This window comes from Pelagibacterium limicola (assembly GCF_015694405.1).
GTDB classification, from domain to species: domain Bacteria; phylum Pseudomonadota; class Alphaproteobacteria; order Rhizobiales; family Devosiaceae; genus Pelagibacterium; species Pelagibacterium limicola.
The window spans coordinates 96,555-119,143 of sequence record NZ_JADQDB010000002.1 but is presented as its reverse complement, the minus strand read 5'-3'; the positions used below and the strand labels follow the sequence as shown (position 1 = coordinate 119,143).

The window sequence follows — 22,589 nt, the reverse complement described above, 5'->3', positions numbered from 1 at the left end:
ATGCTCGACAACCGAACGCTGGAACTGGCGAAAAAGGTCAACGAGCGGCTTACCCTCGCCAATCACGTCATGGTCACTGCGGAAAGTTGTACCGGCGGATTGGTCTCTGCTGCGCTCACATCGGTCTCGGGCTCGTCAGCTATCCTCTATGGCGGGTTTGTCACCTATGCCAACGAGGCCAAGACGGCGATGATCGGCGTTCCAGCCGACCTTATAGAAAACCACGGTGCTGTCTCGGAACAGGTTGCCCGCGCTATGGCCGAAGGCGCGCGCCGTACGGCGAGCGTTGACGTTGCCGTGGCGACAACGGGCATTGCAGGCCCGGGTGGCGGGACGGACGAAAAGCCGATTGGCCTCGTACATTTCGGACTGGCGACGGCAGAGCGCACCCTTCATCGTCGCGAGCACTTTGGCGATGTCGGCCGCGATCATATCCGGCAGGAAAGCGTCAGGGTGGCGCTTGAAATGATCCTTGAGGCCTACGCTCCGTAGCGCCTCTCCGCCTCCGCTACGAAAGCATCCATGATTTCCTCCTGCTTGGCGGCGAAGGCCGGTTCGGCGACCGAGCGGATCAGCGGATTGGCAATGCGGAAATCGATATCGAAACGGATAATGGCGCCCTGACGCTGTTGGGCGAAGCGCCAGATGCTGTGAAGATGACTGAAGGGGCCATCCACCGCTACCGCATCGAGCGTCATCGCCTGCTGGTTGACCTCAATGCGGCTGGTATAGGCCTGCGATATCGGCCCGAAACGGATTTTCATACGGGCTGCGAAACGCGTCTCGGGCGTGGTGGAATCGCGCACGACGTCCATGCTCTCGCAATGCGGGATAAACCGCGGGTAGCTTTCCACGTCCGCAACGAGCGCAAGCATCTGGTCCGCGCTGTACGGTACTGTGCGCGTGAAACTTCGTTGCATCAGGCCGTGCCGAGCCTTGCCTGACGTGCCGCGCGGAGTTTTTCAAAGTCCTCCCCCGCGTGATGCGACGAGCGAGTCAGCGGGCTCGAGGAAACCAGCAGGAACCCTTTGGTCTTGGCAATCGTTGCGTACGACTTGAATTCCTCGGGGGTAACGAACTTTTCCACCTTGTGGTGCTTCCGCGTGGGCTGGAGATACTGGCCGATGGTCAGGAAATCGACATCGGCGATGCGGAGATCGTCCATCAATTGGAGGACTTCGTTACGTTCCTCGCCCAAACCGACCATGATGCCCGACTTTGTAAACATATGGGGATCAAGTTCCTTGACGCGCTGAAGCAGCCGGATCGAGTGGAAGTAGCGAGCACCCGGGCGCACCGTCAGATACTTGGAGGGCACAGTCTCGAGGTTGTGATTGAAGACGTCCGGCTTGGCTGCCACGACGATTTCTAGGGCCCCTTCCTTGCGCAGGAAGTCGGGCGTCAGGATTTCGATGGTGGTTCTGGGGTTCCGCGCACGGATGGCGTGAATAACCTCAGCGAAATGCTGCGCGCCGCCATCGGGCAAGTCGTCACGGTCGACCGAAGTGATCACCACGTGCTCGAGCCCGAGCTTTTCGACGGCCTTTGCCGTGTTTTCGGGTTCATGGGGGTCCAGAGCGGTCGGCAGCCCTGTACGTACATTGCAGAACGCACAGGCGCGGGTGCAGATTTCGCCCATGATCATGAAGGTCGCGTGCTTCTTGGACCAGCATTCCCCGATGTTGGGGCATCCTGCCTCCTCGCAGACTGTCACCAGTCCGTGCTTGCGCACGATCTCCTGGGTTTCGCGATATACCGGGGATCCCGGAGCCTTGACGCGTATCCAGTCGGGCTTGCGCAGCATCTCCGTGTCGGGCCGGTTGGCCTTTTCTGGATGACGGGCCTTCGGCCGGTTGCTGGTGTCGAGAAGAGTGACCATTGGGAACGTTTCCGTGGCGTTATCTGCCTTTAGCGCATTTGCGCGCAAAGCGCATCACGCTTTCCTTCACAGCACAGGCGGCATGGACGCAGGCGCCCGTACCGGGATTGAGCGATGCTACAGGGAGGATTAGTCGAACACGCGGGCGATGATGATGACCGGCAAGGCGCCGAGCGTTGCTATCATGAGGTTCCGCAACAACCAATCTGACACGGGAACGTGTACGCCGGCCGTCATGATGAGATAGCTCACGATCACAGCTCCGGCGACGCCAGCCGCCAGATATCTCCAGACGCTGGCTCCGGCGAATACGAAACTCGCCGCAAACCCCGAGGCCAAACCAGCAAGCAACCAAATCAACATCGGTTGAGCCGCTGCCTGTACCATTTGGGTCCCCCACGTCAGGTGATGATGCGTGCAACAATGATTACGACAATTGCTCCAACTGTAGACGTTATGATTTGGGTAACAATGGGGTTGCCGATCTTGAGGTCAATTTTCAATGAAGAAAATAGATAGCCTCCTACGAAAGATCCCAATACACCGGCGACGAGATAGGCGATCAGTCCGCCTCCACCGCCAGCGATGACGCTGCCGAGGAACCCTGCGACGAGCCCCACGAGCAAGAACACAAGAACGGATTTGGTGTCCATAAGGACCTCCATCAAAGGCCGAACCGCATCGTAACGATGCGGTTCGGCGCTGCCTTAGGCCCTGCCTCTGATCGCCCGTGCCAGCCCGATCAGCAGGCAGGCCCCGATGACCGCGACGATCAGTTGACCGATCCAGCCCCCGAGCGTGGCGTTGAACACGAACATGAGGATGGCGTTCGCCACCACGGCCCCCACGATCCCGAGAACGATGTTGAGGATCAGTGAGTGGTTGGACTTCATGATCTTTTCGGCAATCCACCCGGCAAGTCCGCCGATAATGATTGCCCCGATCCAGCCTATACCTTCCATGCTTCTCTCCATTGTGTGCGTCACACATTAAGGTCGCGATGGTGACCCTGGTTGCGTTGGCCATTGCACCCTGGTCAGGCGTCGATCACCATGATTCTATATGTTGAGCGCCTGTCCGTAGGCGTCAAGCACGCTCTCTTTCATCGTCTCTGACAGCGTGGGATGCGGGAAGATGGTGTGCATCAATTCTTCCTCGGTGGTTTCGAGGTTCATTGCGACCACAAATCCTTGAATCAGTTCGGTAACTTCCGCACCAATCATATGGGCGCCGAGCAGTTCCCCGCTCTTCTTATCGAAGATTGTCTTGACGAGCCCGTCGGGCTCGCCCAGCGCTATGGCCTTGCCGTTTCCCATGAAGGGGAAGCGGCCGACGCGAATCTCGCGGCCCGATTCCTTGGCCTTGGCTTCGGTGAGCCCTACGCTGGCCACCTGCGGTTCGCAGTAGGTGCAGCCCGGGATCTTGGACTTGTCGAGGCCATGAACCTTCTTGCCGGCAATCGTTTCAACGACAATCACCGCCTCGTGCTCGGCCTTGTGCGCCAGCATGGGAGGACCTGCCACGTCGCCGATGGCCCAGACGCCTTCGACATTGGTGCGCCCGTGACCGTCGACCACGATCACGCCACGGTCAATCTTGACGCCGATCTTTTCGAGGCCGAGATTTTCAGAATTGGCCTGCACGCCGACGGCGGAGATAAGGACTTCGGCCTTGATCTCCTTCTTGTCACCCGTCGCAAGTTCCACATGGGCGGTGATGCCGTCCTTGGACTTGTCCACTTTTGCGACCTTGGCGTCGGTCAAAATCGAAATGCCGCGCTTTTCGAAGCGTTTGCGGGCCAGACCGGCGATCTCCGCGTCCTCGACAGGCATGATCTGCGGCAGGAGTTCGATCACCGTCACCTCGGCACCCAGGGAGCGATAGAACGATGCAAATTCGATTCCGATGGCACCCGAACCCATGACCGCCACGGACTTGGGCATCTTGGCGGGCTTCAGAGCCTCGAAATAGGTCCAGATCCGATCTCCATCCGGCTCGATGCCGGGCAGCACGCGCGGGCGCGCGCCCGTAGCGACGATGATGTGTTTGGCTTTGTAGGTGCCCTCGCCCAGCGTCACCTTCGGCTTGGGATGTTGCGGCTCGACGGGCTTTTTCTTCATCGCCTCGACCTTCACCTCGCCGGGTTGGGTGATGGTCGCCTCGCCCCAGATAATGTCGACCTTGTTCTTTTTCATCAGGAACTGCACGCCGTCGTTCATCCGTCCGGCGATGCCGCGCGAACGTTTGACGATTTCGCCGATATCGAAATCGAACGCGTTGGCCTTGAGCCCGAAATCCTTGGCGTGGGTCATGTGCCCGTAAATTTCCGCCGAGCGCAGCAGCGCCTTGGTCGGGATACAGCCCCAGTTCGAGCAGATGCCGGCCATGTGCTCGCGCTCGACGATGGCTGCCTTGAGGCCGAGCTGGGACGCGCGGATGGCCGCGATATAGCCCCCGGGGCCCGCGCCGATCACGATGATATCGTATTGATCCGCCATTGGTTCTACCTCTTGTCTATGGGGCTAGAGCCCGAGCAATTCTTTTACGAGCGGGACGAGCGCATCGCCGATTGCACGCGTGTTGAATGCATCCAGATGCACACCGTCCGCCGGATCGGCCTTTGCGACCGTCGCAGCATCGAGGAACCGGCAACCGGTTTCGTTCGCCACCCGCGCATAGTAGCCCGCCAGCAGCTGGCTTTCGGCAATACCGTGGGCGAACATGGGCTTGAGATCGGCGTGTGCGGTGTCGACGCAATGAGGCGGCGAAACGAGCACGATTTCCGGGGTTTTTGCGCCTAGGGGCCAGGGATGGGTGCGGATGATTTCGATAAGGCGCTTCATCCCCATCGCGGCGCCGTGCGCGCTGCCATTGAGATAGGTCTTCATGTCGTTCGAGCCAAGCATGATGACGACGGCATCGAGCGGCGCATGGCTCGCCAGTAAGGTGGGCAGGATGCGTGCGCCGTTGCGGTCAGCGCCCGAAGAATAGTCATCGAAAGCAGTCGTCCGTCCGCCCAAGCCTTCCGCAATTACGCGTGCCTTGCCCCCGAGCCCCGCTTCGAGCCGCGTCGGCCAACGGTCTTCATAGGCATGGCGCTTGCCCGCAATGACGGGATCGGCGCCGTAAGTGAGACTGTCTCCATAGGCGAGGATGGTTTTCATTGCCCTGCCCTTCAAGCCAGCATCATCACCGGCGATTCGACCAACTTCTTGAACGCGCCCAGCAGTTCGGCCCCCAATGCACCGTCGACCGAACGATGGTCGCACGAAAGCGTCACGGTCATGAAGTTGCCAGTCTTGATCTGGCCCTTCTCAACATAGACGCGCTCTTCGCCTGCACCGACCGCGAGGATCGTCCCATGCGGCGGGTTGATGACCGCGCCGAAATGCTTGATGCCGTACATGCCGAGGTTGGAAACCGCCGAGGCACCGCCCTGGTATTCGTGCGGGGCCAGCTTCTTGCTGCGTGCCCGGGTCGCGAGATCCTTCACTTCTTCCGAAATCTGCCGCAAGCTTTTGGTATCGCAGGATTTTACGACGGGCGTAAACAGCCCGCCCGGCACTGCAACCGCCACGGCCACGTCCGAGCGATGATGATAAAGGATCGCATCACCGGCCCACGTCGCGTTTGCCTGCGGCACCTGCTGGAGCGCCAAAGCCCACGCCTTCATGATGAAATCGTTGACCGAGAGCTTGTAGGCTGGCTTGCCGTCCTTGTCCTTGGGAGCGGCCGCGTTGATGTCCTCGCGGGCCTTCAGGAGATCGTCGATCCGACAGTCGAGCGTCAGATAGAAGTGCGGCACGGTCTGCTTGGATTCGGTCAGCCGCGCGGCCACCGTCTTGCGCATGCCGTCAGCGGGCACGAGATCGTAGGTGCCTTCTTCGTACAGGGCCACGACCTGATCGCGGCCAAGCCCCTTCGCCATCGCTGCCCCGGCAGCGGGTGCTGCGGCGGGTTTGGGCGCAATGCCGGTCGCCCTGGCCTTTTCAATGTCGGCCTTCACAACCCTGCCCTTCGGCCCCGTTCCCGAAACCGCAGATAGGTCGATCCCGGCCTCCCTGGCGAGGCGCCGGGCAAGGGGTGAGGCAAAAATCCTTTCGCCACTAGCCCTGGGCACAGTGGGCGCCGCCTTTGCCGGCGCCGGCGCGGCCTTTTCTTCTGTCCTGGGCGCTTCGGCCTTCTTTTCCTCGGTCTTGGGGGTATCGCCTTTAGGGGCAGGAGCGGCATCGCCTACGCTGTCCGCGCTCTCGCCCTCTTCAAGCAGAACCGCGATCACCGCGTTGACCTTCACATTCTCGGACCCTTCGGCCACGAGAATCTTGCCGATGGTCCCCTCGTCTACCGCCTCGACTTCCATCGTGGCTTTGTCGGTTTCGATCTCTGCGATGACGTCCCCTGCGGAGACGCTGTCGCCTTCCTTGACGTGCCACTTGGCCAGCGTGCCCTCTTCCATGGTGGGCGACAGGGCGGGCATTGTGATGTTTATGGGCATCTCGGCCTCCCTTGGGCTAGCGGTAGGTTACGGCATTTACCGCCGCGATGACCTCGTCGACGCTCGGGAGCGCCAGTTTCTCCAGGTTCGCAGCGTACGGCATGGGCACGTCCTTGCCGGTGACGCGGGTCACTGGCGCATCGAGATAGTCGAAGGCATGCTCCATGAGCTGGGCCGCGATTTCCGCGCCGATGCCGCCCTGCGGCCAACCCTCCTCGACTGTGACGATACGACCGGTCTTTTTGACCGACTCGACGATCGTGCCGATATCCATCGGCCGGAGCGTGCGCAGATCGATCAGTTCGACATCGACTCCGGCTGCAACCAGTTTTTCGGTTGCCTGCGTCGCGTAGCGCATCCCCATGGAGAACGACACGACGGTCACGTCCTTGCCCTCGCGCGCGATGCGTGCCTTGCCGATCGGCAGTACGAAGTCGTCCATCTTGGGTACTTCGCCCGTGGTCCCGTAGAGGATTTCGTTCTCCAGGAACACGACCGGATTCTTGGAGCGGATGGCCGCCTTCAAAAGTCCCTTGGCATCTGCCGCCGTGTAAGGCGCGATGACGATGAGCCCGGGAACGTGCGAATACCAGGCAGAAAAATCCTGGCTGTGCTGGGCGCCGACGCGCGCGGCTGCGCCGTTCGGACCGCGGAAGACCATGGGGGCGGAGACCTGCCCGCCAGACATGTAGAGCTGCTTGGCAGCCGAATTGATGATCTGGTCGATGGCCTGCATGCCAAAATTCCAGGTCATGAATTCGATGATCGGCTTCAAGCCGGCAAAGGCCGCGCCGACGCCGAGGCCGGCAAAGCCATGTTCGGTGATCGGAGTATCAATGACGCGTTCAGGCCCGAACTCCTGAAGCAAGCCTTGCGTCACCTTGTAAGCGCCCTGGTATTCGGCGACTTCCTCGCCCATTACGAACACGTCCTTGTCGGCCCGCATTTCTTCGGCCATCGCGTCGCGCAACGCCTCGCGGACGGTGACAGTCACCATCTCAACGCCGTCGGGAATGTCGGGATCGCCCTTGGGCGTGAACTGGGGAGCGGCGGGAGCGGCATCAGGCTTGGACGAGACCGTCGGCTGGCTGACGCCGTTCGTGCCGGCATCGGGACCGGGCTGTTCGCTCTCCTTGGGCGCATCGGCTGCAGCGGGTGCGGCGTCGGAAGGTTCCTCGCCCTCGACGAGGAGTTGGGCGATCGGCGTATTGACCTTTACTGAGTCGGTACCTTCCTCGACGAGCAGCTTGCCGATGGTACCTTCATCAACGGCTTCGACTTCCATCGTCGCCTTGTCGGTTTCGATCTCGGCAATCACATCGCCAGGGCCGACCTTGTCGCCTTCCTTGACGAGCCATTTGGCAAGTTTGCCTTCTTCCATAGTGGGTGAAAGGGCCGGCATCAGAATATCGGGCATGAAACGCTCCGGTTATTTTGTCTGACCGCGTTGCTTGCTAGCATGTGCGGACGGTCGGAAGGAACTTCGCAGGAAAATCAGGCGGGAGTGGCGCGATTACCCGCGCCTATTCGTCCACCAGAATATCGGTCCAGAGTTCGGAAGGATCGGGTTCTGGGTCGCTGGTCGCAAAATCGGCCGCTTGGGTCACGATGGCCCGGACTTCCTTTTCGACTTCCTTGAGATCGTCTTCGCTTGCATAGCCCAGTTCGATAATACGCTTGCGCACCTGCTCGATGGGGTCGCGCTCGGTGCGCATGGCGGTCACTTCATCCTTGGAGCGGTATTTGGCCGGATCCGACATCGAGTGGCCGCGATAGCGGTAGGTGAGCATTTCGAGGATATAGGGACCCTTGCCGGACCTTGCATGCTCGATGGCGCGCTTGGCGGCCTCGTAAACGAGCCGGACGTCCATGCCATCCACCTGCTCGCCCGGAATGCCGAAGCTCACGCCGCGCTGGGAAAGATCTGTGGTCGATGCAGCGCGCTCGATCGACGTCCCCATTGCATATTTGTTGTTCTCGATGATGTAGACGACCGGCAGTTTCCAGAGCTTGGCCATGTTGAAGCTCTCGTAGACCTGGCCCTGATTGGCCGCACCGTCACCGAAATATGTGATCGAGACCGACCCGTCGCCTCGATATTTGGAGGCAAACGCCAAGCCGGTGCCGAGCGATGCCTGAGCGCCAACGATGCCGTTGCCCCCGTAAAAGCGGTGTTCGTTCGAGAACATATGCATCGAACCACCCTTGCCTTTCGACAGCCCGCCCTGCCGTCCGGTCAATTCGGCCATCACGCCGGCGGGGTCGAGCCCCATGACCAGCATGTGCCCGTGGTCGCGATAGCCGGTGATCTGGGCGTCCTCGCCCTTTTTCGACGCCATCGTAATGCCTGTAACCACCGCTTCCTGCCCGATATAGAGATGACAGAACCCGCCAATCAGGCCCATGCCGTACATCTGGCCGGCCTTTTCCTCGAAACGCCGGATAAGAAGCATTTCGCGGAAAGCTTCAAGCTCCTGGTCTTTGGTGAATTCGGGGGCGTTGGTCGTCGCCTTGGCCTTGGTGGCCGTTGCTTTTCGCGCCATGCGGACACATCTCCATTGGAATGTGGATGGTTGCCGACACCGTGGGGTGCGCGGAGCCTTTTTGAAGCTGTAGCACATTATAGCGGCCGAGGTCACGGCAAAAGGCGCGTTATGTCTTCCAGCTTGATCGCAAGCGACTGAAATTGAAATCGAATTTATGTTTAACTTGTTTTCAGTTCACGTTCGAAATAAACTAAAAACTGGTTATCTCATCGTCCGGTACAATGATAACGCGATCAGGTGCCACAAGACCGAGCATTACCCCTGCACGCTCCGTCAGCATATCGGGATCGAGCCTTTGCGGATCAAAAAGCGCAATGCGGTGCCTGTAGGAATTGATCTCGGTCTGCAGCGCCGCCTGCCTGGCCTTGAGCAGGGCGATATCATCGAGCATGTCTTTCTGGCTTTCAATTCCGAAAGCGCCGGTAAAGACGTGATAGCCGAGATAGCCTAGGAACCCGACGAGTCCCAGGGTGGTCCCAAGTTTAACGAGGATCGATGGGCGCTTGACGCGGGTGGGCATGGAATATGTTTGCCGACTCGATAATTATGCTGGGTCGCATTATCGGCCAACAGGCTTAAGGAGTGGTTGCCGGCAGGTAGTGCAGTGCCCTTTAGTACTGTAATCCTGGAGGATGGCCCTCCCCTTGTGAGGGGAGAACGTATCCTTGGACCAGTCGCTCCGGTTAACATCTAGAGAGCAAGGCCGAAGGGGCGCCGCGGCGCCCCCGGACGAAATACTTCCCGAAATTCCTACCCCTTGAGGATCGACCGCCCGGCATACTGTCCCGACGAGCCCAGAAACTCCTCGATGCGGATGAGCTGGTTGTACTTTGCCAGCCGGTCCGAACGCGCCAGCGAACCAGTCTTGATCTGCCCGCAATTGAGGGCCACCGCGAGGTCCGCGATGGTGGAATCCTCAGTCTCACCAGAGCGGTGCGACATGACCGAGGTATAGGATGCCTTATGGGCCATCTCGACGGCTTCAAGCGTTTCCGAGAGCGAGCCGATCTGGTTGACCTTGACGAGGATCGAATTGGCGACGCCCATCTTGATGCCCGACGACAGACGCTCGGTGTTGGTAACGAACAGATCGTCGCCCACGAGCTGGACTTTGCCGCCGATGGCCTCAGTGAGGGCCTTCCAGCCGTCCCAATCGTCTTCGGCCATGCCGTCCTCGATGGAGATAATCGGGAAGCGGGACGTCAGGTCTTCGAGATACTTCACCATCTCGTCCGAGCCGAGCACCCTCCCCTCGCCCTTCATGTCGTACTTGCCGTTCTTGAAGAATTCGGTCGACGCGCAGTCAAGCGCCAGGCAGACGTCATCGCCCGGCGTGTAACCGGCCTTTTCAATGGATTTCATGATGAAACCCAGCGCGTCTTCAGTTGAGTTGAGGTTTGGAGCAAACCCGCCTTCGTCGCCCACATTGGTATTATGGCCCTCGGCGGCGAGGCCTTTCTTGAGCGTATGAAAAATCTCGGTTCCGATCCTCACAGCCTCGGCAATCGAGGATGCGCCGACCGGCATCACCATGAATTCCTGGATATCGATGGGATTGTCTGCGTGCTCACCGCCATTGATGATGTTCATCATCGGCACTGGCAGGACCCGCGCATTCGGGCCACCGAGATATTTCCAGAGCGGGAGCGCCGAGGAGTCGGCTGCCGCCTTAGCGACGGCAAGTGAAACGCCGAGAATGGCATTGGCGCCCAGCTTGCTCTTATTGGGTGTGCCGTCGAGTTCGATCATCGCGCGATCGATGGCGATCTGGTCGAGAGCGTCGAGTCCCTCGATCTCCGCCGCAATCACGGTGTTGACGTTCTCGACCGCGTTCAGCACGCCCTTGCCCAAATAAGCCTGTCCGCCATCCCGCAGTTCTACGGCCTCGTGAGCGCCGGTGGAGGCGCCCGAGGGCACCGCGGCGCGCCCGAAGCTTCCGTCGTCAAGAACGACGTCGACCTCGACGGTGGGATTGCCGCGGCTGTCAAAAATCTGACGGCCGATGACATCTACGATTGCGGACATAGGAAGGCCCTTCGTGCTGGAGATGGGAGAATGAAGTGTCTTCTATTCAACCCAAGGCTGGGAAGGAAGCCTTTAGCCACAAAATTATTACGGGCAGATGACCGCTCATCCGCCCGCACGATTCACTTTTATTAGCCGGTTCTTAGTGCCAGTAGGGCTGAACCTTGTAGTAGTCGTAGGCTTCCTGACGCGCGCGTTCGCCATCATCGATGGTAAGCTCCGAAATGGTGTCGGCGGGCGCCGCCTCGAGCTCTTCGCGGGTATAGGGAACGATATAACCGCCGGTATCCTCGGAATAATCGAGTGTTCCCCAAGGAAGCGGGTGGTATTTCTCACCCATCCCAAGGAAGCCGCCGAATCCAACGACGGCAAACATGATCGAGTTGTCGAGCTTGTCGAGGACGATATCCTCTACCTTGCCAATCTTCTGGCCGTCGACGTTGTAAACATCGGTGCCGATGGCCCTGCTGGCGCGGATCGCTGTCGTGTGTCCGGAAGTGGTAGGCATGAGCAATCTCCTTTGCATTGACGCCGCTTCGCGGCCTGGCAAGTCAACGAACGGGATCGGCTCTTGTTCCGGCACTTCACGTTTGTCCCCATCGGTCCAGGACCGCCTATTCTGGCGCGTTGGCGGAATGGCCGGCGAAGCTCGGGAAACAGGATGAGCAAAATTTATACCTGAACGAATTGTACGAAATTCGTCTAATTCGTTCAGTTAAAAAAAAGGGGCTACGCTTCCGGTTCTCGTTTGTGTCCGTCGAGCCGTTTCGCAGCCAAGGCCTTTTCGGCCTCGCGCTTCTTCCTGGCGGATTTGGGCTGACCGTATTTTGTGCGATTGGCTGCCGCATGCTCGTCCATATCCGCCCGCTCCTTGCGCTTGCGGGCGAGCCGGAGGTTGATGATCTCGGCCATTAAACCAACCGGCTTTGTTCAACCGCCGCGGAAATAAACGAACGAAATAGCGGGTGGGGCTCGAAGGGGCGGGATTTGAGTTCAGGATGGTACTGCACCCCGATGAACCAGGGGTGGTCCGTGCGCTCGACGATTTCAGGCAGTTCGCCATCGGGCGAGAGGCCCGAGAACAAGAGGCCATTGGCTTCGAGCACCTTGCGGTACTTCATATTGACTTCGTACCGATGCCGGTGACGTTCCGAAATCCTGTTGGTGCCATAGATGTCTGCTACCCGACTGCCGCGCACGAGGGTTGCAGGGTATGCGCCGAGCCGCATGGTGCCACCTAGATCCCTGTCGGAGCCGGCCCGCTTTTCATTATCCTTCACCCATTCGGTCATGAGGCCGACAACCGCCTCCTTGGTCGGACCGAACTCGGTCGAACTCGCCTTGGGAATCCCGGCCGTGTTCCGCGCCGCCTCGATGCACGCCATCTGCATCCCGAAGCAGATGCCAAAATAGGGAATGCCGCGGATACGGGCAAAGCGCGCCGCGTTGATCTTGCCTTCCGAGCCGCGTTCGCCGAACCCGCCTGGCACCAGGATGCCGTGGATGCCTTCGAGATAAGGCGCAGGATCGTCGCGCTCGAAGACCTCGGAATCGATCCAGTTCAGGTTGACCTTCACGTGATTGGCGATACCGCCATGGACCAGCGCTTCGCTGAGCGACTTATAGGCGTCCTTGAGGCCGGTATATTTGCCGACAATGGCAATGTTGACCTGACCTTCAGGGTTATGGATGCGGTGCGAAATTTCGCGCCAGCCTTCGAGCTTGGGCTCGGGTGCATCGGCGATGCCAAAGGCAGCCAGCACTTCGGCGTCCAACCCTTCCTCGTGATAGGCGATGGGAACGTCGTAGATCGAGGCCACGTCGAGGGCCTGGATCACGGCTGAAGGCCGCACATTGCAGAAGAGCGAAAGCTTGCGCTTCTCCCCTTCCGGGATCGGCCGGTCGCAGCGCACGAGCAGGATGTCGGGCTGGATGCCGATCGAGCGCAGTTCCTTGACCGAATGCTGAGTCGGCTTGGTCTTGAGTTCACCCGCGCTCGGGATGAACGGCATCAGGGTCAGATGGACGAACACCGCCTGCCCGCGTGGCAGTTCGTTGCCAAGCTGGCGGATGGATTCGAGGAACGGCATCGCCTCGATGTCGCCGACCGTGCCACCGATCTCGCAGAGCACGAAATCGTAATCGTCATTGTCGGAGGTCACGAACGCCTTGATCTCGTCGGTGACGTGCGGGATCACCTGTACGGTGGCGCCTAGGTAATCGCCGCGGCGTTCCTTGGCGAGAATGTCCGAATAGATGCGCCCGGTGGTGACGTTGTCCTTCTGGTTCGCCGAGCGGCCAGTGAAACGCTCGTAGTGCCCGAGATCGAGATCGGTCTCGGCACCGTCATCGGTGACGAACACCTCGCCATGCTGGTAGGGCGACATGGTGCCCGGATCGACGTTGAGATAGGGGTCGAGCTTGCGCAGGCGGACCTTGTAGCCACGCGCCTGTAGCACCGCGCCGAGTGCGGCGGATGCGAGCCCTTTGCCAAGCGAGGAAACCACGCCACCGGTTATGAAAACGTACCGAGTCATGGGCTTTTACCTTACATATGCTCAATCGATTCGCAGCGCGTATTTCGCCGCGCTCACACAAAAAAAGAAGGGGATGTTTCCATCCCCATCCCTTGGCCTGGTCTCCCGGGCGGTCAGTTGCCCGTGGCGTCCGTTTCCGCTGGCGTTTCGGGAGCGGAAAGGTCAGAATCGGGCATCGCCGGCGCGTTCGGAACTGCAGGGACGTTCTGGGCAGGCGCCGAAAGGTCATTATTGCCAGCGCCAAGAGCGTCCAGCGCATCGAGCACGGAAGCCGGGGTGCCGTCGGGATTCTGCACTGCCCGGTCGAGAATGGTCGTTGAGGTGCGGTCCATCTGGCTCACAATGGTCAGCGCAATTGCTGTAGCCATGAACAGCGTGCCAAGGATTGCCGTGGTGCGTGTCAGGAGGTTGGCCGAACCGCGCGCGGTCATGAAACCGCCACCACCGCCCATGCCGAGCCCGCCGCCCTCCGAGCGCTGGAGCAGAATGACCACGATCATGGCGACCACGATCAGCAGATAGGCGACAATCAATACTGTTGCCATAAGACGGATCAGTCCTTGTCAATAGAAAGCCGACCCCGATGTCGGCATCGGGATCGTTCAGTTCAAGTGCATAATTTGTTGCGCGCGGTTCTACACGCAAAGATCGGCGATGACCAGACTCGCGACAGCGATTTTTGCACCGGCCGATCAGGCTGCGGAAATGATGCCGAAGAAGTCATCGGCTTTGAGGCTGGCGCCGCCGACAAGGGCACCGTTGACGTTCGGTGTGGATAGAATTTCCCCGGCGTTCGAGGGCTTTACCGAACCACCGTAGAGAATGCGCGCCGACTCCCCCGCCGCCCCGAAGCGGTCCACGAGCAATTGGCGGATATGGCGGTGCATTTGGGCAATGTCATCGATAGTCGGGGTCTTGCCGGTGCCGATGGCCCAGACGGGTTCGTAGGCCACGACGATTTCCGCATCCGCGGCAAAATCGGGCAACGACTCGGTGACCTGATCGCCGACAACCGCGTTGGCGTACCCCTCGGCACGCTCGGTTTCGGTTTCCCCGACGCAAACGACCGGCACGAGCCCCGCTGCCAAGGCTGCCTCGGCCTTGGCACGAACTTCGGCGCTGGTCTCGCCGTGCCCGGCGCGGCGCTCGGAGTGTCCCAGGATCACATAGCGGGCACCGGCATCCGAGAGCATTTCGGCGCTAATGTCGCCGGTATAGGCACCGGATCTGGAGGCATGACAATCCTGGCCACCCAATGCAATCGCATCGCCCTGGGCGATCTGTGCCGCCCGGTGGACCAGCGTTGCCGGGGGGCAAACGAGTATGTCGGCAGCGATACGCCTCGCCTCGGCGATCAACTCACGGAGCCGGCTGATTTCATTGAGCGCCGCGCTGGTGCCGTTCATTTTCCAGTTGCCCGCAATAAGAGGCCTTATCCGTTCGCTCATGCCCTCTCCTCAATACAGCTTGCGCAGTCCATTCCAATGGCTTAACCCGGCAGCCGAACGTGCCTTGCGAGCCAGAATGGACCCTGTCTATTATGCGCGCGCCTCAAAAGCCATAGGCCCCGGGTTCCAGACGGAAACCTCGGCCTTTTTCGATCGAATGGGACAACATGCTCGACAATTTGCGTAATTTCGGCCGGAGCTGGGTCGCAAAGATATTTCTCGCTATCGTGATCCTCGCGGTGGCGGGGTTCGGCCTGCCGAGCATCTTCCTCGATCTCAATACCAACACCGTTGCCCGTGTGGGCGACCAGAACGTCACCGCGCGCGAGTTCGACCGCCTCTATCGCGGCCAACTCAATCAGTTCGCCGCACAAACAGGTATCTCGCCCAGCGCGCAACAGGCGCTGTCCTTCGGTCTGCCGAATGCGACACTCGCACGGCTGGCCAACGATGCCGCCATCGAAATCCTCGCCCGCAGGCTTGATCTCGGCGCGTCGGAAGACAGGCTCGCCCAACTGGTGCGGCAGGATCCTTCCTTTGCCGGGGCGCTCGGCGCCTTTGATCGCAACGCCTTCATATCGGTGCTGCGGCAGGCGGGGTACACGGAGTCCGAATATCTCAACCTCCAGCGCAAGGTTGCAAAGCGCGAACAGATTGGGCTGATGCTCGATGGGGTGACGCTGCCGCAATTTGCAGCCGAAATTGCCAATTCCTACGAGAACGACCGTCGCACGATCGAGTTCATCGAGCTCAATCCCGTGTTCTTCACGGTCTTCGAGGAGCCTTCAGAGGAAGAACTCTCACAGTTCTTTGCTGAAAACCAGGAGCGCTTCCGGACAGAGGAAACCCGTTTGGTCCGCCTGCTCCCGTTGACGCCCGAGGCCTTGGCGCAAGGTGTGGCGATTTCCGAGGCGCAGATCGAGGCCGAATACGAGCGTACCGCAGCCAACTACGTGACCGTAGAGCAGCGCCGGATCAGCCAGCTTCTTCTCAATGACGAAAATACGCGTGAGGTTTTTGAGGCAGGATTGGCCGAGGGCCGCGATTTCGTCGATCTCATCACCGAAGCAGGTGTCGAAACCAATGTCAGCCCGCTCGGGTTGTTCGCCCAAGCGCAGCTTACCGATGCGGCGCTGGCCCAGGCGGCATTTGCTTTGCCTGAAGGCGGATTCACGATCATTCCAGGCGCACTCGGCCCACGTGCCATCTGGGTGTCTGAAATCGTGCCGGGCGGCCAGCAACCCGTTGAAGCGGTGCGGGACACAATTGAGCAGAGCCTGCGCCTTGCCGCGGGACGTGATCAGCTCTTGCAAGCCTATGACGATATCGAAGAGGCACGCGCCGCGTTCCAGCCGATCGACCCGATCGCCGAGGCTTATGGCCTCGGGATATACGAGATTGAGCTGACACGGTCAGGAGCCGCGCTCGACGAGGTAGGCACGATTCCCCCGTCTGCGCGTGACAGCGTCGTGAACCAGGTCTTTGCCGCTTCACCCGAGGCGAGCTTTACACCCGCCATCAATCTCGGATCGAACCGCGCGGTATTTTTCGAGTTGATCGAGGTTCAGCCCGTTCGCGACCAGTCACTCGACGAAGTCCGCGACGAGGTCATTGCCGCATGGCAGGAACTTCAGACGACCAATGCGCTTCTCACCGCCGCCGACGAGATGGTGGCCCAGCTCGACATGGGCGGCGACATGTTCTCGCTGGCCGCAGAAACCGGTTCTATTCCTCAGGCTTCGCAGGCTTTCGGGCGGAACGGAACGTCTGACGGGACAGTCGGTCCCGATCTCGCCCGCGCGGCTTTTGCAGGTGGGCAAGATGCAGCAGGGCACGTTCAGACAGCCGAGGGCGACGTCATCGTCTTCCAGGTCACCTCGGTGATGCCGGCAAGCCCAGGCGAGACCTCGCAGGTTGCCGATTCGATCAGCCGGGGCTTTGCCGACCAAGTCTTTGCCGGATTTGTCGAAGGGCTGCGTCAGGACACGCCGATCCGCGTAAACGAGCAGACGTTCAGCCGTCTGATCGGTCTCGAATAGGACGTGTGATGGACGCCGGATTTGAGACTTTCGCGGCGAGCTACGAGGCCGGCAAGGGCCAGGTGCTCTACCGGCGCGTGGTTGCCGATCTCGAAACGCCCGTCGGCACCTATCTCAAGCTCGCGGAAGGCCGGACGCACACCTTCCTACTCGAATCCGTCGAAGGAGGAGCCAAGAAGGGACGCTATTCGATCATCGGTCTCGAACCAGACCTGCTGTGGCGGGTGGTCGGTGGGCGCGCGGAAATCAACCGTCGGGCCGGTATCGATGCGGACACTTTTACGCCGGTCGAGGGCCAGCCGCTCGATACGCTGAGGGCGCTGATCGCGGATAGCCAGATCGAGATGCCCTCGGTGCTTCCCGCCAATTCGGCTGGCGTCTTCGGCTATCTCGGCTACGACATGGTGCGGTTCATGGAGAAACTGCCCGACGAGAACCCTGATCCGCTCGGCCTGCCCGATGCGATCATGATGCGACCCTCGGTGCTCGCGGTGTTCGACTCCCTCAAGGACGAACTCTATCTTTCCGCTCCGATCTACCCCCGCGAAGGCGTTACTGCGCGGCAGGCTTATGAGCTGGCGCAGAGCCGCATCGAGGATGCCATCGCGCGCCTCGAAAGACCCCTGCCCCGCGGAGGCGCGCTACCTGACCTCGAAAAAATCGATGTCGAGAGCAATACGAGCCGAGACGAATATTTTGCGATGGTACGCCAGGCGCAGGATTACATCGCGGCGGGCGATATTTTTCAGGTGGTGTTGAGCCAGCGATTTTCGGCCGACTTCACGCTGCCGCCCACGGCGCTCTATCGCGCGCTGCGGCGCACCAACCCTTCGCCGTACATGTATTTCCTTGATTTCGGCAGCTTTGCCGTTGCCGGGTCGAGCCCGGAAATCCTCGTACGGGTCGATGACGGCGAGGTGACCATCCGCCCCATCGCTGGCACGCGCAAGCGCGGCGCGACGCCCGAGCGCGACAAGGAACTGGCGGATGAACTGCTGGCCGACCCCAAGGAGATTTCCGAACATCTGATGCTCCTCGATCTTGGGCGGAACGATGTCGGACGGGTAGCGAAGGTCGGGACGGTGAAAGTCACTGACAAGTTCTTCCTCGAATACTATTCCCACGTCATGCACATCGTCTCCAATGTCGTAGGCGAACTGGATCCCAGATTCGACTTCATCGACGCGCTTTCGGCCGGCTTCCCCGCAGGCACGGTATCCGGGGCACCAAAGGTGCGCGCAATGGAGATCATCGACGAGCTCGAAAAGGTCCGGCGCGGTGTTTACGCGGGATGCGTGGGATACTTTGGGGCCGACGGACGCATGGATACCTGCATCGTCCTTCGCACCGCGATCCTCAAGGATGGCAAGCTTTACGTGCAGGCGGGCGCAGGGATCGTCGCCGACTCCAAGCCTGAACTCGAGCAGCTCGAATGCGAAAACAAGGCGCGGGCCCTTTTCAGCGCAGCCGAAGAAGCACTACGTTATGCTGGTGAAGCAAAGGTGGGCCAGTAATGCACGTTCTCGTCATCGATAACTACGACAGCTTCACCTATAACCTCGTCCACTACATCGGCGAGCTCGGCGCGGAAACCGAGGTCGTGAGAAACGACAAGATCACGCTCGACGAGATAGCAGCCAAATCGCCAGACGCCATCGTCATTTCGCCTGGCCCCTGTACACCCAACGAAGCCGGCATCTGCCTATCGCTGATAGAGCGGTTTGCGGGCGAGATTCCGCTGTTCGGGGTTTGCCTCGGCCTGCAATCGATGGGCCAGGCGTTCGGGGGCGAAGTGGTGCGGGCGCCGGTTCCTATGCATGGCAAGGTATCGACCGTCACCCACGACGGGCGTGGCGTGTTCCGGGGATTGAACAGGCAGTTCGAGGCGACCCGCTACCACTCGCTGGTGGTCCGCGATGAAACGCTGCCCGAAGATCTCACTGTTACGGCGCGGTCAGACGACGGACAGATCATGGGCTTGCAGCACCGCAACCTTCCGGTGCACGGTGTGCAGTTCCACCCAGAAAGCATCGCCTCGGAAAACGGGCACGCGATTTTGCAGAACTTCTTGAATATCGCGCGGGATTTCAACCGGGACAAAGCGGCCTAGGGGGAGGCAACATGGACATCAAATCGGCGCTCAACCGCATCGCGCAGGGCAAGGATTTGACGGGTACCGAAATGCGGGACGTGATGGAAATCATCATGTCCGGCGAGGCGACGCCATCGCAGATCGGCGCGTTTCTGATGGGCATGCGGGTGAAGGGCGAGACCGTGGGCGAGATCGCCGCTGCCGTTTCTATCATGCGACGCAAAATGGTGCCCGTTGTCGCGCCCGAGGATGCTATCGATATTGTCGGTACGGGCGGGGACGGCGCGGGGACACTCAACATTTCGACCGGCGCATCGCTCGTTGTGGCGGCAGGCGGCGTGCCGGTGGCCAAGCACGGAAACCGCGCGCTGTCTTCGAAATCGGGATCGGCGGAAGCCTTGCAGGCGCTTGGCATACGGCTGGACCTTTCACCGGAAGGCATTGCGCAGTGCATCGCCGAAGCAGGGATCGGCTTCATGTTTGCGCCCAACCATCACCCGGCGATGAAACACGTCGGGCCGACCCGCATGGAAATGGGTGTGCGGACCATGTTCAACCTGCTCGGACCACAGTCCAACCCGGCAGGCGTCAAACGCTACGTGCTGGGGGTTTTCGACCGCGAGTGGGTAGAGCCGGTCGCGGCGGCCCTACTCGCCAACCAGGCGCAATCAGCCTGGGTGGTGCACGGCGATAGCGGGCTGGACGAACTGTCGACGACCGGTCCTTCTTTCGTCTCACAGATCAAGGGGGGAAACCTCACATCGTTCGAGGTGACGCCAGAAGATGCCGGTCTGCCGCGTGCCGCGCTCGATGAGCTTGTCGGCGGCGATCCAGAGCACAATGCGGGCGAAGTTCGCAAGCTGCTCGACGGCGCCAAGAGCCCGTATCGGGACATCGTATTGCTCAACGCAGCGGCCGCATTCGTAGTCGCCGACAAGGCGGAAACGCTCAAGGAAGGCGTCGCGCTCGGCGCGGAAACCATCGACAGCGGCAAGGCCAAGGCAACGCTCGAAAAGCTCGTCGCAACTTCGCAGGCCGCGGCATGACCGATATCCTGCGAAAGATCGAGGCATACAAGCGGGAGGAGATCGAGGCGGCGAAATCCGCGCGGCCCTGGGCCGAGATCGTCGCTGCCGCCCACGAGCAGGCTCCTCCCCGCGGGTTTGCCGATGCCCTCAGGGCCAAGCGCAGCGAAAACAAGTATGGACTTATCGCCGAGATCAAGAAGGCGAGTCCCTCAAAGGGGCTGATCCGCGAGGATTTCAATCCGCCGGTATTGGCCAAGGCTTATGAAGCCGGTGGCGCGGCCTGTCTTTCGGTCCTCACGGACATACCCTCGTTTCAGGGGCGCCCGGAATATCTGGGGCAAGCGCGCGACGCTACGAACCTTCCCGTGCTGCGCAAGGATTTCCTTTTCGAAACCTATCAGGTTGCCGAGGCGCGTGCCTGGGGAGCGGACTGCATTCTCATCATCCTCGCCTCGGTCGACGACGAAGCGGCGCGCTATCTGCTCGACGCCGCACGTGAATGGGGCATGGATGCATTGGTCGAGGTCCATGACGCGCCGGAAATGGAACGCGCGCTGGAACTGGGCGCCGAGTTCATCGGCATCAACAATCGCAACTTGCGCAGTTTCGAAGTCACGCTCGACACGACGATCGCGCTCGCCAAAATGGTGCCCGAGGATCGGCTGCTGGTGTCTGAAAGCGGGATCTTCACCTACGATGATCTCAAGCACCTGGAGGCGGAAGCCGGGGTGGGGACGTTCCTTGTCGGCGAGAGCCTTATGCGGCAGCCGGACGTGACGACGGCGACCAGAACGCTGCTCTTTGGCCATGGCTGAGCGGCTGACCCATCTCGACGAGAAAGGCGCGGCGCGGATCGTCGACATTTCGGGCAAGCCCGACACCAAACGGGTCGCCGTAGCGCAGGCCGAGCTTCATGCAACTCCGGAAATCGTTGCGGCCGTTTTGGGCGGCGCGCTCAAGAAAGGTGACGCGGTAGCCGTGGCGCGGGTGGCGGGGATCATGGCCGCCAAGAAAACGTCAGACCTGATCCCGCTTTGCCACCCGATCGCGATTTCGAAGGTTTCGGTCGATATCGAACGGGGGCGAGACCCGCATGTGATCGTTATCCGTGCTCGAGTGGAGACCACCGGTCCCACAGGTGTTGAAATGGAAGCACTCACGGCAGCTTCGGTCACCGGGTTGACGCTTTACGACATGGGCAAGGCGCTGGATAAATCGATGACCATCACCAATGTGCAACTTATCGAGAAATCAGGCGGGAAATCTGGCGATTTCCGGCGGGAGGCCTGATGCTTCTTTCTGTCGATGAGGCGCTCCAGCGCATCGTCTCTCCACTCGTACCCAAGCAAGCCGAGACCATCACGCTGGACCGAGCGGTAGGCAGGGTACTGGCCGCTCCTGTGCTGGCCACGTTGGATAACCCCCCGTTCGACGCCAGCGCCATGGACGGATATGCAGTTCGCGCAGACGAGGTGCGCGAAGGTGTCACGCTGATACAGAGCGGCGTCTCGCAAGCCGGAAAGGGCTTTACGGGTCAGGTTGAAGCTGGCACCTGCGTTCGGATATTTACCGGCGCACCTATTCCCACCGGGGCCGACGCCGTCGTCATGCAGGAGCAGACCACAGCCCATGGGGATGCGATCACCTTTCTCGCCGATACCGCTCCTGGCCGGAATGTCCGAACCCAGGGCCATGATTTTTGCAATGGTGATGCACTGATCCCGATCGGGACGCGGCTTGCACCGGCCCATATCGCGCTCATTGCAGCGGCGAATCAACCATTCGCCACGGTGACCCAGGCGCCGAAAATTGCGATCATGGCGACGGGTGAGGAACTGGTGCCACCCGGATCTCCCGTCCCGCCTGGCAAGATCGTAGGCTCCAACAGCTTCGGGCTGCGCGCGCTCTTTTCGCCACACGCCGGAGGGATTGCCGATTTCGGGATTGTCCCCGACGATATGGAGATACTGGTCAACGCCATCGGTGGTGCGCTTGAGGACACACCCGATATCCTCGTTACCACCGGCGGAGCGAGCGTGGGCGAGCATGATCTCGTCCAGGCGGCGCTCAAGGCAAATGGGGTTGAAATCGACTTCTGGCGGATCGCGATGCGGCCGGGCAAACCGCTGATGCTGGGCCGCAAGGGCAATACAACGGTCTTCGGCCTGCCGGGCAATCCGGTCTCTGCGTTGGTGACGGCCACGGTGTTCGTCATGCCGGCCATCCGGGCGTTGTTGGGCGAAACGCCGCCTGCCCCGCTCATGCTCCCTCTCGCCGAATCTCTTGCTCCGAATGGACCAAGGCGGCACTTCATCAGGGCTTGCCGCAGGGTGGACGCAAGCGGGATGACGGGCGTCGCGCCAGTGGGGGAAACCGACAGCGGGCACCTTACTTCGCTTGCAAGGTCGGACTGCCTTATCGTCCAGCTTGAACACGACACAGGCAAAAACGCGGGCGAAATCGTGGAGGTGACCCTGCTCTAGCAGCGGAATCGCTTGCG

General features: G+C 60.5%; 25 protein-coding genes. 8 read left to right on the top strand and 17 right to left on the bottom strand.

All coding sequences use genetic code 11. From position 1 onward, the window contains the following. Complete coding sequence (locus tag I2G20_RS03550; protein WP_196258319.1) at window positions 1-492, top strand: CinA family protein; 492 nt, start codon at window positions 1-3, stop codon at window positions 490-492. On the opposite strand, the gene I2G20_RS03545 is transcribed toward I2G20_RS03550, so the two are convergent. The 17 genes from I2G20_RS03545 to tpiA all read right to left on the bottom strand — a co-directional run bounded on the left by I2G20_RS03545 (window position 480) and on the right by tpiA (window position 14,930). After that, window positions 480-920, bottom strand: coding sequence for a type II toxin-antitoxin system RatA family toxin (locus I2G20_RS03545; protein WP_281389577.1), 441 nt, complete (start codon window positions 918-920; stop codon window positions 480-482). The two genes, I2G20_RS03550 and I2G20_RS03545, sit on opposite strands and share 13 nt — an antisense overlap. Then, on the bottom strand, window positions 920-1,879 hold the full coding sequence (gene lipA, locus I2G20_RS03540) for a lipoyl synthase (RefSeq protein ID WP_196258317.1): 960 nt from the start codon (window positions 1,877-1,879) through the stop codon (window positions 920-922). The genes I2G20_RS03545 and lipA overlap by 1 nt, the downstream gene beginning before the upstream one ends. Window positions 1,880-2,008: 129 nt before the next feature. Next, complete coding sequence (locus tag I2G20_RS03535; protein ID WP_196258316.1) at window positions 2,009-2,242, bottom strand: hypothetical protein; 234 nt, start codon at window positions 2,240-2,242, stop codon at window positions 2,009-2,011. A 38-nt stretch (window positions 2,243-2,280) separates the two neighbouring features. After that, a complete protein-coding gene (locus tag I2G20_RS03530; protein WP_196258315.1) occupies window positions 2,281-2,532 on the bottom strand; it encodes a GlsB/YeaQ/YmgE family stress response membrane protein in 252 nt (83 codons plus the stop codon). Window positions 2,533-2,586: 54 nt separating this feature from the next. Beyond that, window positions 2,587-2,841 carry a GlsB/YeaQ/YmgE family stress response membrane protein gene (locus I2G20_RS03525; RefSeq protein WP_196258314.1) on the bottom strand — a complete coding sequence of 85 codons (255 nt, stop codon included), beginning with the start codon at window positions 2,839-2,841 and terminating at the stop codon, window positions 2,587-2,589. 96 nt (window positions 2,842-2,937) lie between these two features. Next, a complete protein-coding gene (gene lpdA / locus I2G20_RS03520) occupies window positions 2,938-4,377 on the bottom strand; it encodes a dihydrolipoyl dehydrogenase (RefSeq protein WP_196258313.1) in 1,440 nt (479 codons plus the stop codon). A 24-nt stretch (window positions 4,378-4,401) separates the two neighbouring features. Next, a complete protein-coding gene (locus tag I2G20_RS03515) occupies window positions 4,402-5,043 on the bottom strand; it encodes an SGNH/GDSL hydrolase family protein (RefSeq protein ID WP_196258312.1) in 642 nt (213 codons plus the stop codon). Between the two features lie 11 nt (window positions 5,044-5,054). Beyond that, entirely contained in the window at window positions 5,055-6,374 is a 1,320-nt protein-coding gene (locus tag I2G20_RS03510; RefSeq protein ID WP_196258311.1) for a pyruvate dehydrogenase complex dihydrolipoamide acetyltransferase, read from the bottom strand. Window positions 6,375-6,390: 16 nt separating this feature from the next. Further along, window positions 6,391-7,791: a pyruvate dehydrogenase complex E1 component subunit beta gene (locus I2G20_RS03505; RefSeq protein WP_196258310.1), complete on the bottom strand. Its 1,401-nt coding sequence runs from the start codon at window positions 7,789-7,791 to the stop codon at window positions 6,391-6,393. Window positions 7,792-7,897: 106 nt separating this feature from the next. Continuing rightward, window positions 7,898-8,917, bottom strand: coding sequence for a pyruvate dehydrogenase (acetyl-transferring) E1 component subunit alpha (pdhA, locus tag I2G20_RS03500; RefSeq protein WP_196258309.1), 1,020 nt, complete (start codon window positions 8,915-8,917; stop codon window positions 7,898-7,900). A gap of 193 nt (window positions 8,918-9,110) precedes the next feature. Then, window positions 9,111-9,440, bottom strand: a complete 330-nt coding sequence (locus I2G20_RS03495; RefSeq protein WP_196258308.1) for an FtsB family cell division protein — start codon at window positions 9,438-9,440, stop codon at window positions 9,111-9,113. Window positions 9,441-9,670: 230 nt separating this feature from the next. Beyond that, on the bottom strand, window positions 9,671-10,945 hold the full coding sequence (gene eno / locus I2G20_RS03490) for a phosphopyruvate hydratase (RefSeq protein WP_196258307.1): 1,275 nt from the start codon (window positions 10,943-10,945) through the stop codon (window positions 9,671-9,673). Window positions 10,946-11,087: 142 nt separating this feature from the next. Next, window positions 11,088-11,453: a PRC-barrel domain-containing protein gene (locus tag I2G20_RS03485; RefSeq protein ID WP_196258306.1), complete on the bottom strand. Its 366-nt coding sequence runs from the start codon at window positions 11,451-11,453 to the stop codon at window positions 11,088-11,090. Between the two features lie 221 nt (window positions 11,454-11,674). Then, on the bottom strand, window positions 11,675-11,857 hold the full coding sequence (locus I2G20_RS03480) for a DUF4169 family protein (RefSeq protein WP_196258305.1): 183 nt from the start codon (window positions 11,855-11,857) through the stop codon (window positions 11,675-11,677). Then, window positions 11,857-13,482, bottom strand: a complete 1,626-nt coding sequence (gene pyrG, locus I2G20_RS03475) for a CTP synthase (RefSeq protein ID WP_196258304.1) — start codon at window positions 13,480-13,482, stop codon at window positions 11,857-11,859. Before pyrG ends, I2G20_RS03480 begins: the two co-directional genes overlap by 1 nt. A gap of 113 nt (window positions 13,483-13,595) precedes the next feature. After that, window positions 13,596-14,027 (bottom strand): preprotein translocase subunit SecG, encoded by a 432-nt coding sequence (secG, locus tag I2G20_RS03470; RefSeq protein WP_196258303.1) that lies wholly within the window; start codon window positions 14,025-14,027, stop codon window positions 13,596-13,598. Between the two features lie 147 nt (window positions 14,028-14,174). Then, entirely contained in the window at window positions 14,175-14,930 is a 756-nt protein-coding gene (gene tpiA / locus I2G20_RS03465; protein ID WP_196258302.1) for a triose-phosphate isomerase, read from the bottom strand. 167 nt (window positions 14,931-15,097) lie between these two features. Between tpiA and I2G20_RS03460 the strand changes: the two genes are divergently transcribed. From I2G20_RS03460 to I2G20_RS03430, 7 genes are read left to right on the top strand one after another with little or no spacing between them, the layout of a single operon-like run. Then, window positions 15,098-16,969 carry a peptidylprolyl isomerase gene (locus tag I2G20_RS03460; protein WP_196258301.1) on the top strand — a complete coding sequence of 624 codons (1,872 nt, stop codon included), beginning with the start codon at window positions 15,098-15,100 and terminating at the stop codon, window positions 16,967-16,969. An 8-nt stretch (window positions 16,970-16,977) separates the two neighbouring features. Then, window positions 16,978-18,483, top strand: coding sequence for an anthranilate synthase component I (gene trpE, locus I2G20_RS03455; RefSeq protein WP_196258300.1), 1,506 nt, complete (start codon window positions 16,978-16,980; stop codon window positions 18,481-18,483). After that, window positions 18,483-19,079, top strand: a complete 597-nt coding sequence (locus tag I2G20_RS03450; RefSeq protein WP_196258299.1) for an anthranilate synthase component II — start codon at window positions 18,483-18,485, stop codon at window positions 19,077-19,079. The genes trpE and I2G20_RS03450 overlap by 1 nt, the downstream gene beginning before the upstream one ends. Window positions 19,080-19,090: 11 nt before the next feature. Then, the gene (gene trpD, locus I2G20_RS03445) at window positions 19,091-20,107 is read left to right on the top strand and encodes an anthranilate phosphoribosyltransferase (protein WP_196258298.1); all 1,017 of its coding nucleotides are present in this window, start codon (window positions 19,091-19,093) and stop codon (window positions 20,105-20,107) included. Next, entirely contained in the window at window positions 20,104-20,904 is an 801-nt protein-coding gene (gene trpC / locus I2G20_RS03440; RefSeq protein ID WP_196258297.1) for an indole-3-glycerol phosphate synthase TrpC, read from the top strand. Before trpD ends, trpC begins: the two co-directional genes overlap by 4 nt. Next, a complete protein-coding gene (gene moaC / locus I2G20_RS03435; protein WP_196258296.1) occupies window positions 20,897-21,379 on the top strand; it encodes a cyclic pyranopterin monophosphate synthase MoaC in 483 nt (160 codons plus the stop codon). Before trpC ends, moaC begins: the two co-directional genes overlap by 8 nt. Next, window positions 21,379-22,572: a molybdopterin molybdotransferase MoeA gene (locus tag I2G20_RS03430; protein WP_196258295.1), complete on the top strand. Its 1,194-nt coding sequence runs from the start codon at window positions 21,379-21,381 to the stop codon at window positions 22,570-22,572. The genes moaC and I2G20_RS03430 overlap by 1 nt, the downstream gene beginning before the upstream one ends. The last annotated feature ends 17 nt before the right edge of the window (window positions 22,573-22,589 follow it).

Coding starts and splice junctions, on each gene's coding strand:
- I2G20_RS03550 (WP_196258319.1), top strand. CDS start 1: ATGCTCGACAACCGAACGCTGGAACTGGCGAAAAAGGTCAACGAGCGG.
- I2G20_RS03545 (WP_281389577.1), bottom strand. CDS start 920: ATGCAACGAAGTTTCACGCGCACAGTACCGTACAGCGCGGACCAGATG.
- lipA (WP_196258317.1), bottom strand. CDS start 1,879: ATGGTCACTCTTCTCGACACCAGCAACCGGCCGAAGGCCCGTCATCCA.
- I2G20_RS03535 (WP_196258316.1), bottom strand. CDS start 2,242: ATGTTGATTTGGTTGCTTGCTGGTTTGGCCTCGGGGTTTGCGGCGAGT.
- I2G20_RS03530 (WP_196258315.1), bottom strand. CDS start 2,532: ATGGACACCAAATCCGTTCTTGTGTTCTTGCTCGTGGGGCTCGTCGCA.
- I2G20_RS03525 (WP_196258314.1), bottom strand. CDS start 2,841: ATGGAAGGTATAGGCTGGATCGGGGCAATCATTATCGGCGGACTTGCC.
- lpdA (WP_196258313.1), bottom strand. CDS start 4,377: ATGGCGGATCAATACGATATCATCGTGATCGGCGCGGGCCCCGGGGGC.
- I2G20_RS03515 (WP_196258312.1), bottom strand. CDS start 5,043: ATGAAAACCATCCTCGCCTATGGAGACAGTCTCACTTACGGCGCCGAT.
- I2G20_RS03510 (WP_196258311.1), bottom strand. CDS start 6,374: ATGCCCATAAACATCACAATGCCCGCCCTGTCGCCCACCATGGAAGAG.
- I2G20_RS03505 (WP_196258310.1), bottom strand. CDS start 7,791: ATGCCCGATATTCTGATGCCGGCCCTTTCACCCACTATGGAAGAAGGC.
- pdhA (WP_196258309.1), bottom strand. CDS start 8,917: ATGGCGCGAAAAGCAACGGCCACCAAGGCCAAGGCGACGACCAACGCC.
- I2G20_RS03495 (WP_196258308.1), bottom strand. CDS start 9,440: ATGCCCACCCGCGTCAAGCGCCCATCGATCCTCGTTAAACTTGGGACC.
- eno (WP_196258307.1), bottom strand. CDS start 10,945: ATGTCCGCAATCGTAGATGTCATCGGCCGTCAGATTTTTGACAGCCGC.
- I2G20_RS03485 (WP_196258306.1), bottom strand. CDS start 11,453: ATGCCTACCACTTCCGGACACACGACAGCGATCCGCGCCAGCAGGGCC.
- I2G20_RS03480 (WP_196258305.1), bottom strand. CDS start 11,857: ATGGCCGAGATCATCAACCTCCGGCTCGCCCGCAAGCGCAAGGAGCGG.
- pyrG (WP_196258304.1), bottom strand. CDS start 13,482: ATGACTCGGTACGTTTTCATAACCGGTGGCGTGGTTTCCTCGCTTGGC.
- secG (WP_196258303.1), bottom strand. CDS start 14,027: ATGGCAACAGTATTGATTGTCGCCTATCTGCTGATCGTGGTCGCCATG.
- tpiA (WP_196258302.1), bottom strand. CDS start 14,930: ATGAGCGAACGGATAAGGCCTCTTATTGCGGGCAACTGGAAAATGAAC.
- I2G20_RS03460 (WP_196258301.1), top strand. CDS start 15,098: ATGCTCGACAATTTGCGTAATTTCGGCCGGAGCTGGGTCGCAAAGATA.
- trpE (WP_196258300.1), top strand. CDS start 16,978: ATGGACGCCGGATTTGAGACTTTCGCGGCGAGCTACGAGGCCGGCAAG.
- I2G20_RS03450 (WP_196258299.1), top strand. CDS start 18,483: ATGCACGTTCTCGTCATCGATAACTACGACAGCTTCACCTATAACCTC.
- trpD (WP_196258298.1), top strand. CDS start 19,091: ATGGACATCAAATCGGCGCTCAACCGCATCGCGCAGGGCAAGGATTTG.
- trpC (WP_196258297.1), top strand. CDS start 20,104: ATGACCGATATCCTGCGAAAGATCGAGGCATACAAGCGGGAGGAGATC.
- moaC (WP_196258296.1), top strand. CDS start 20,897: ATGGCTGAGCGGCTGACCCATCTCGACGAGAAAGGCGCGGCGCGGATC.
- I2G20_RS03430 (WP_196258295.1), top strand. CDS start 21,379: ATGCTTCTTTCTGTCGATGAGGCGCTCCAGCGCATCGTCTCTCCACTC.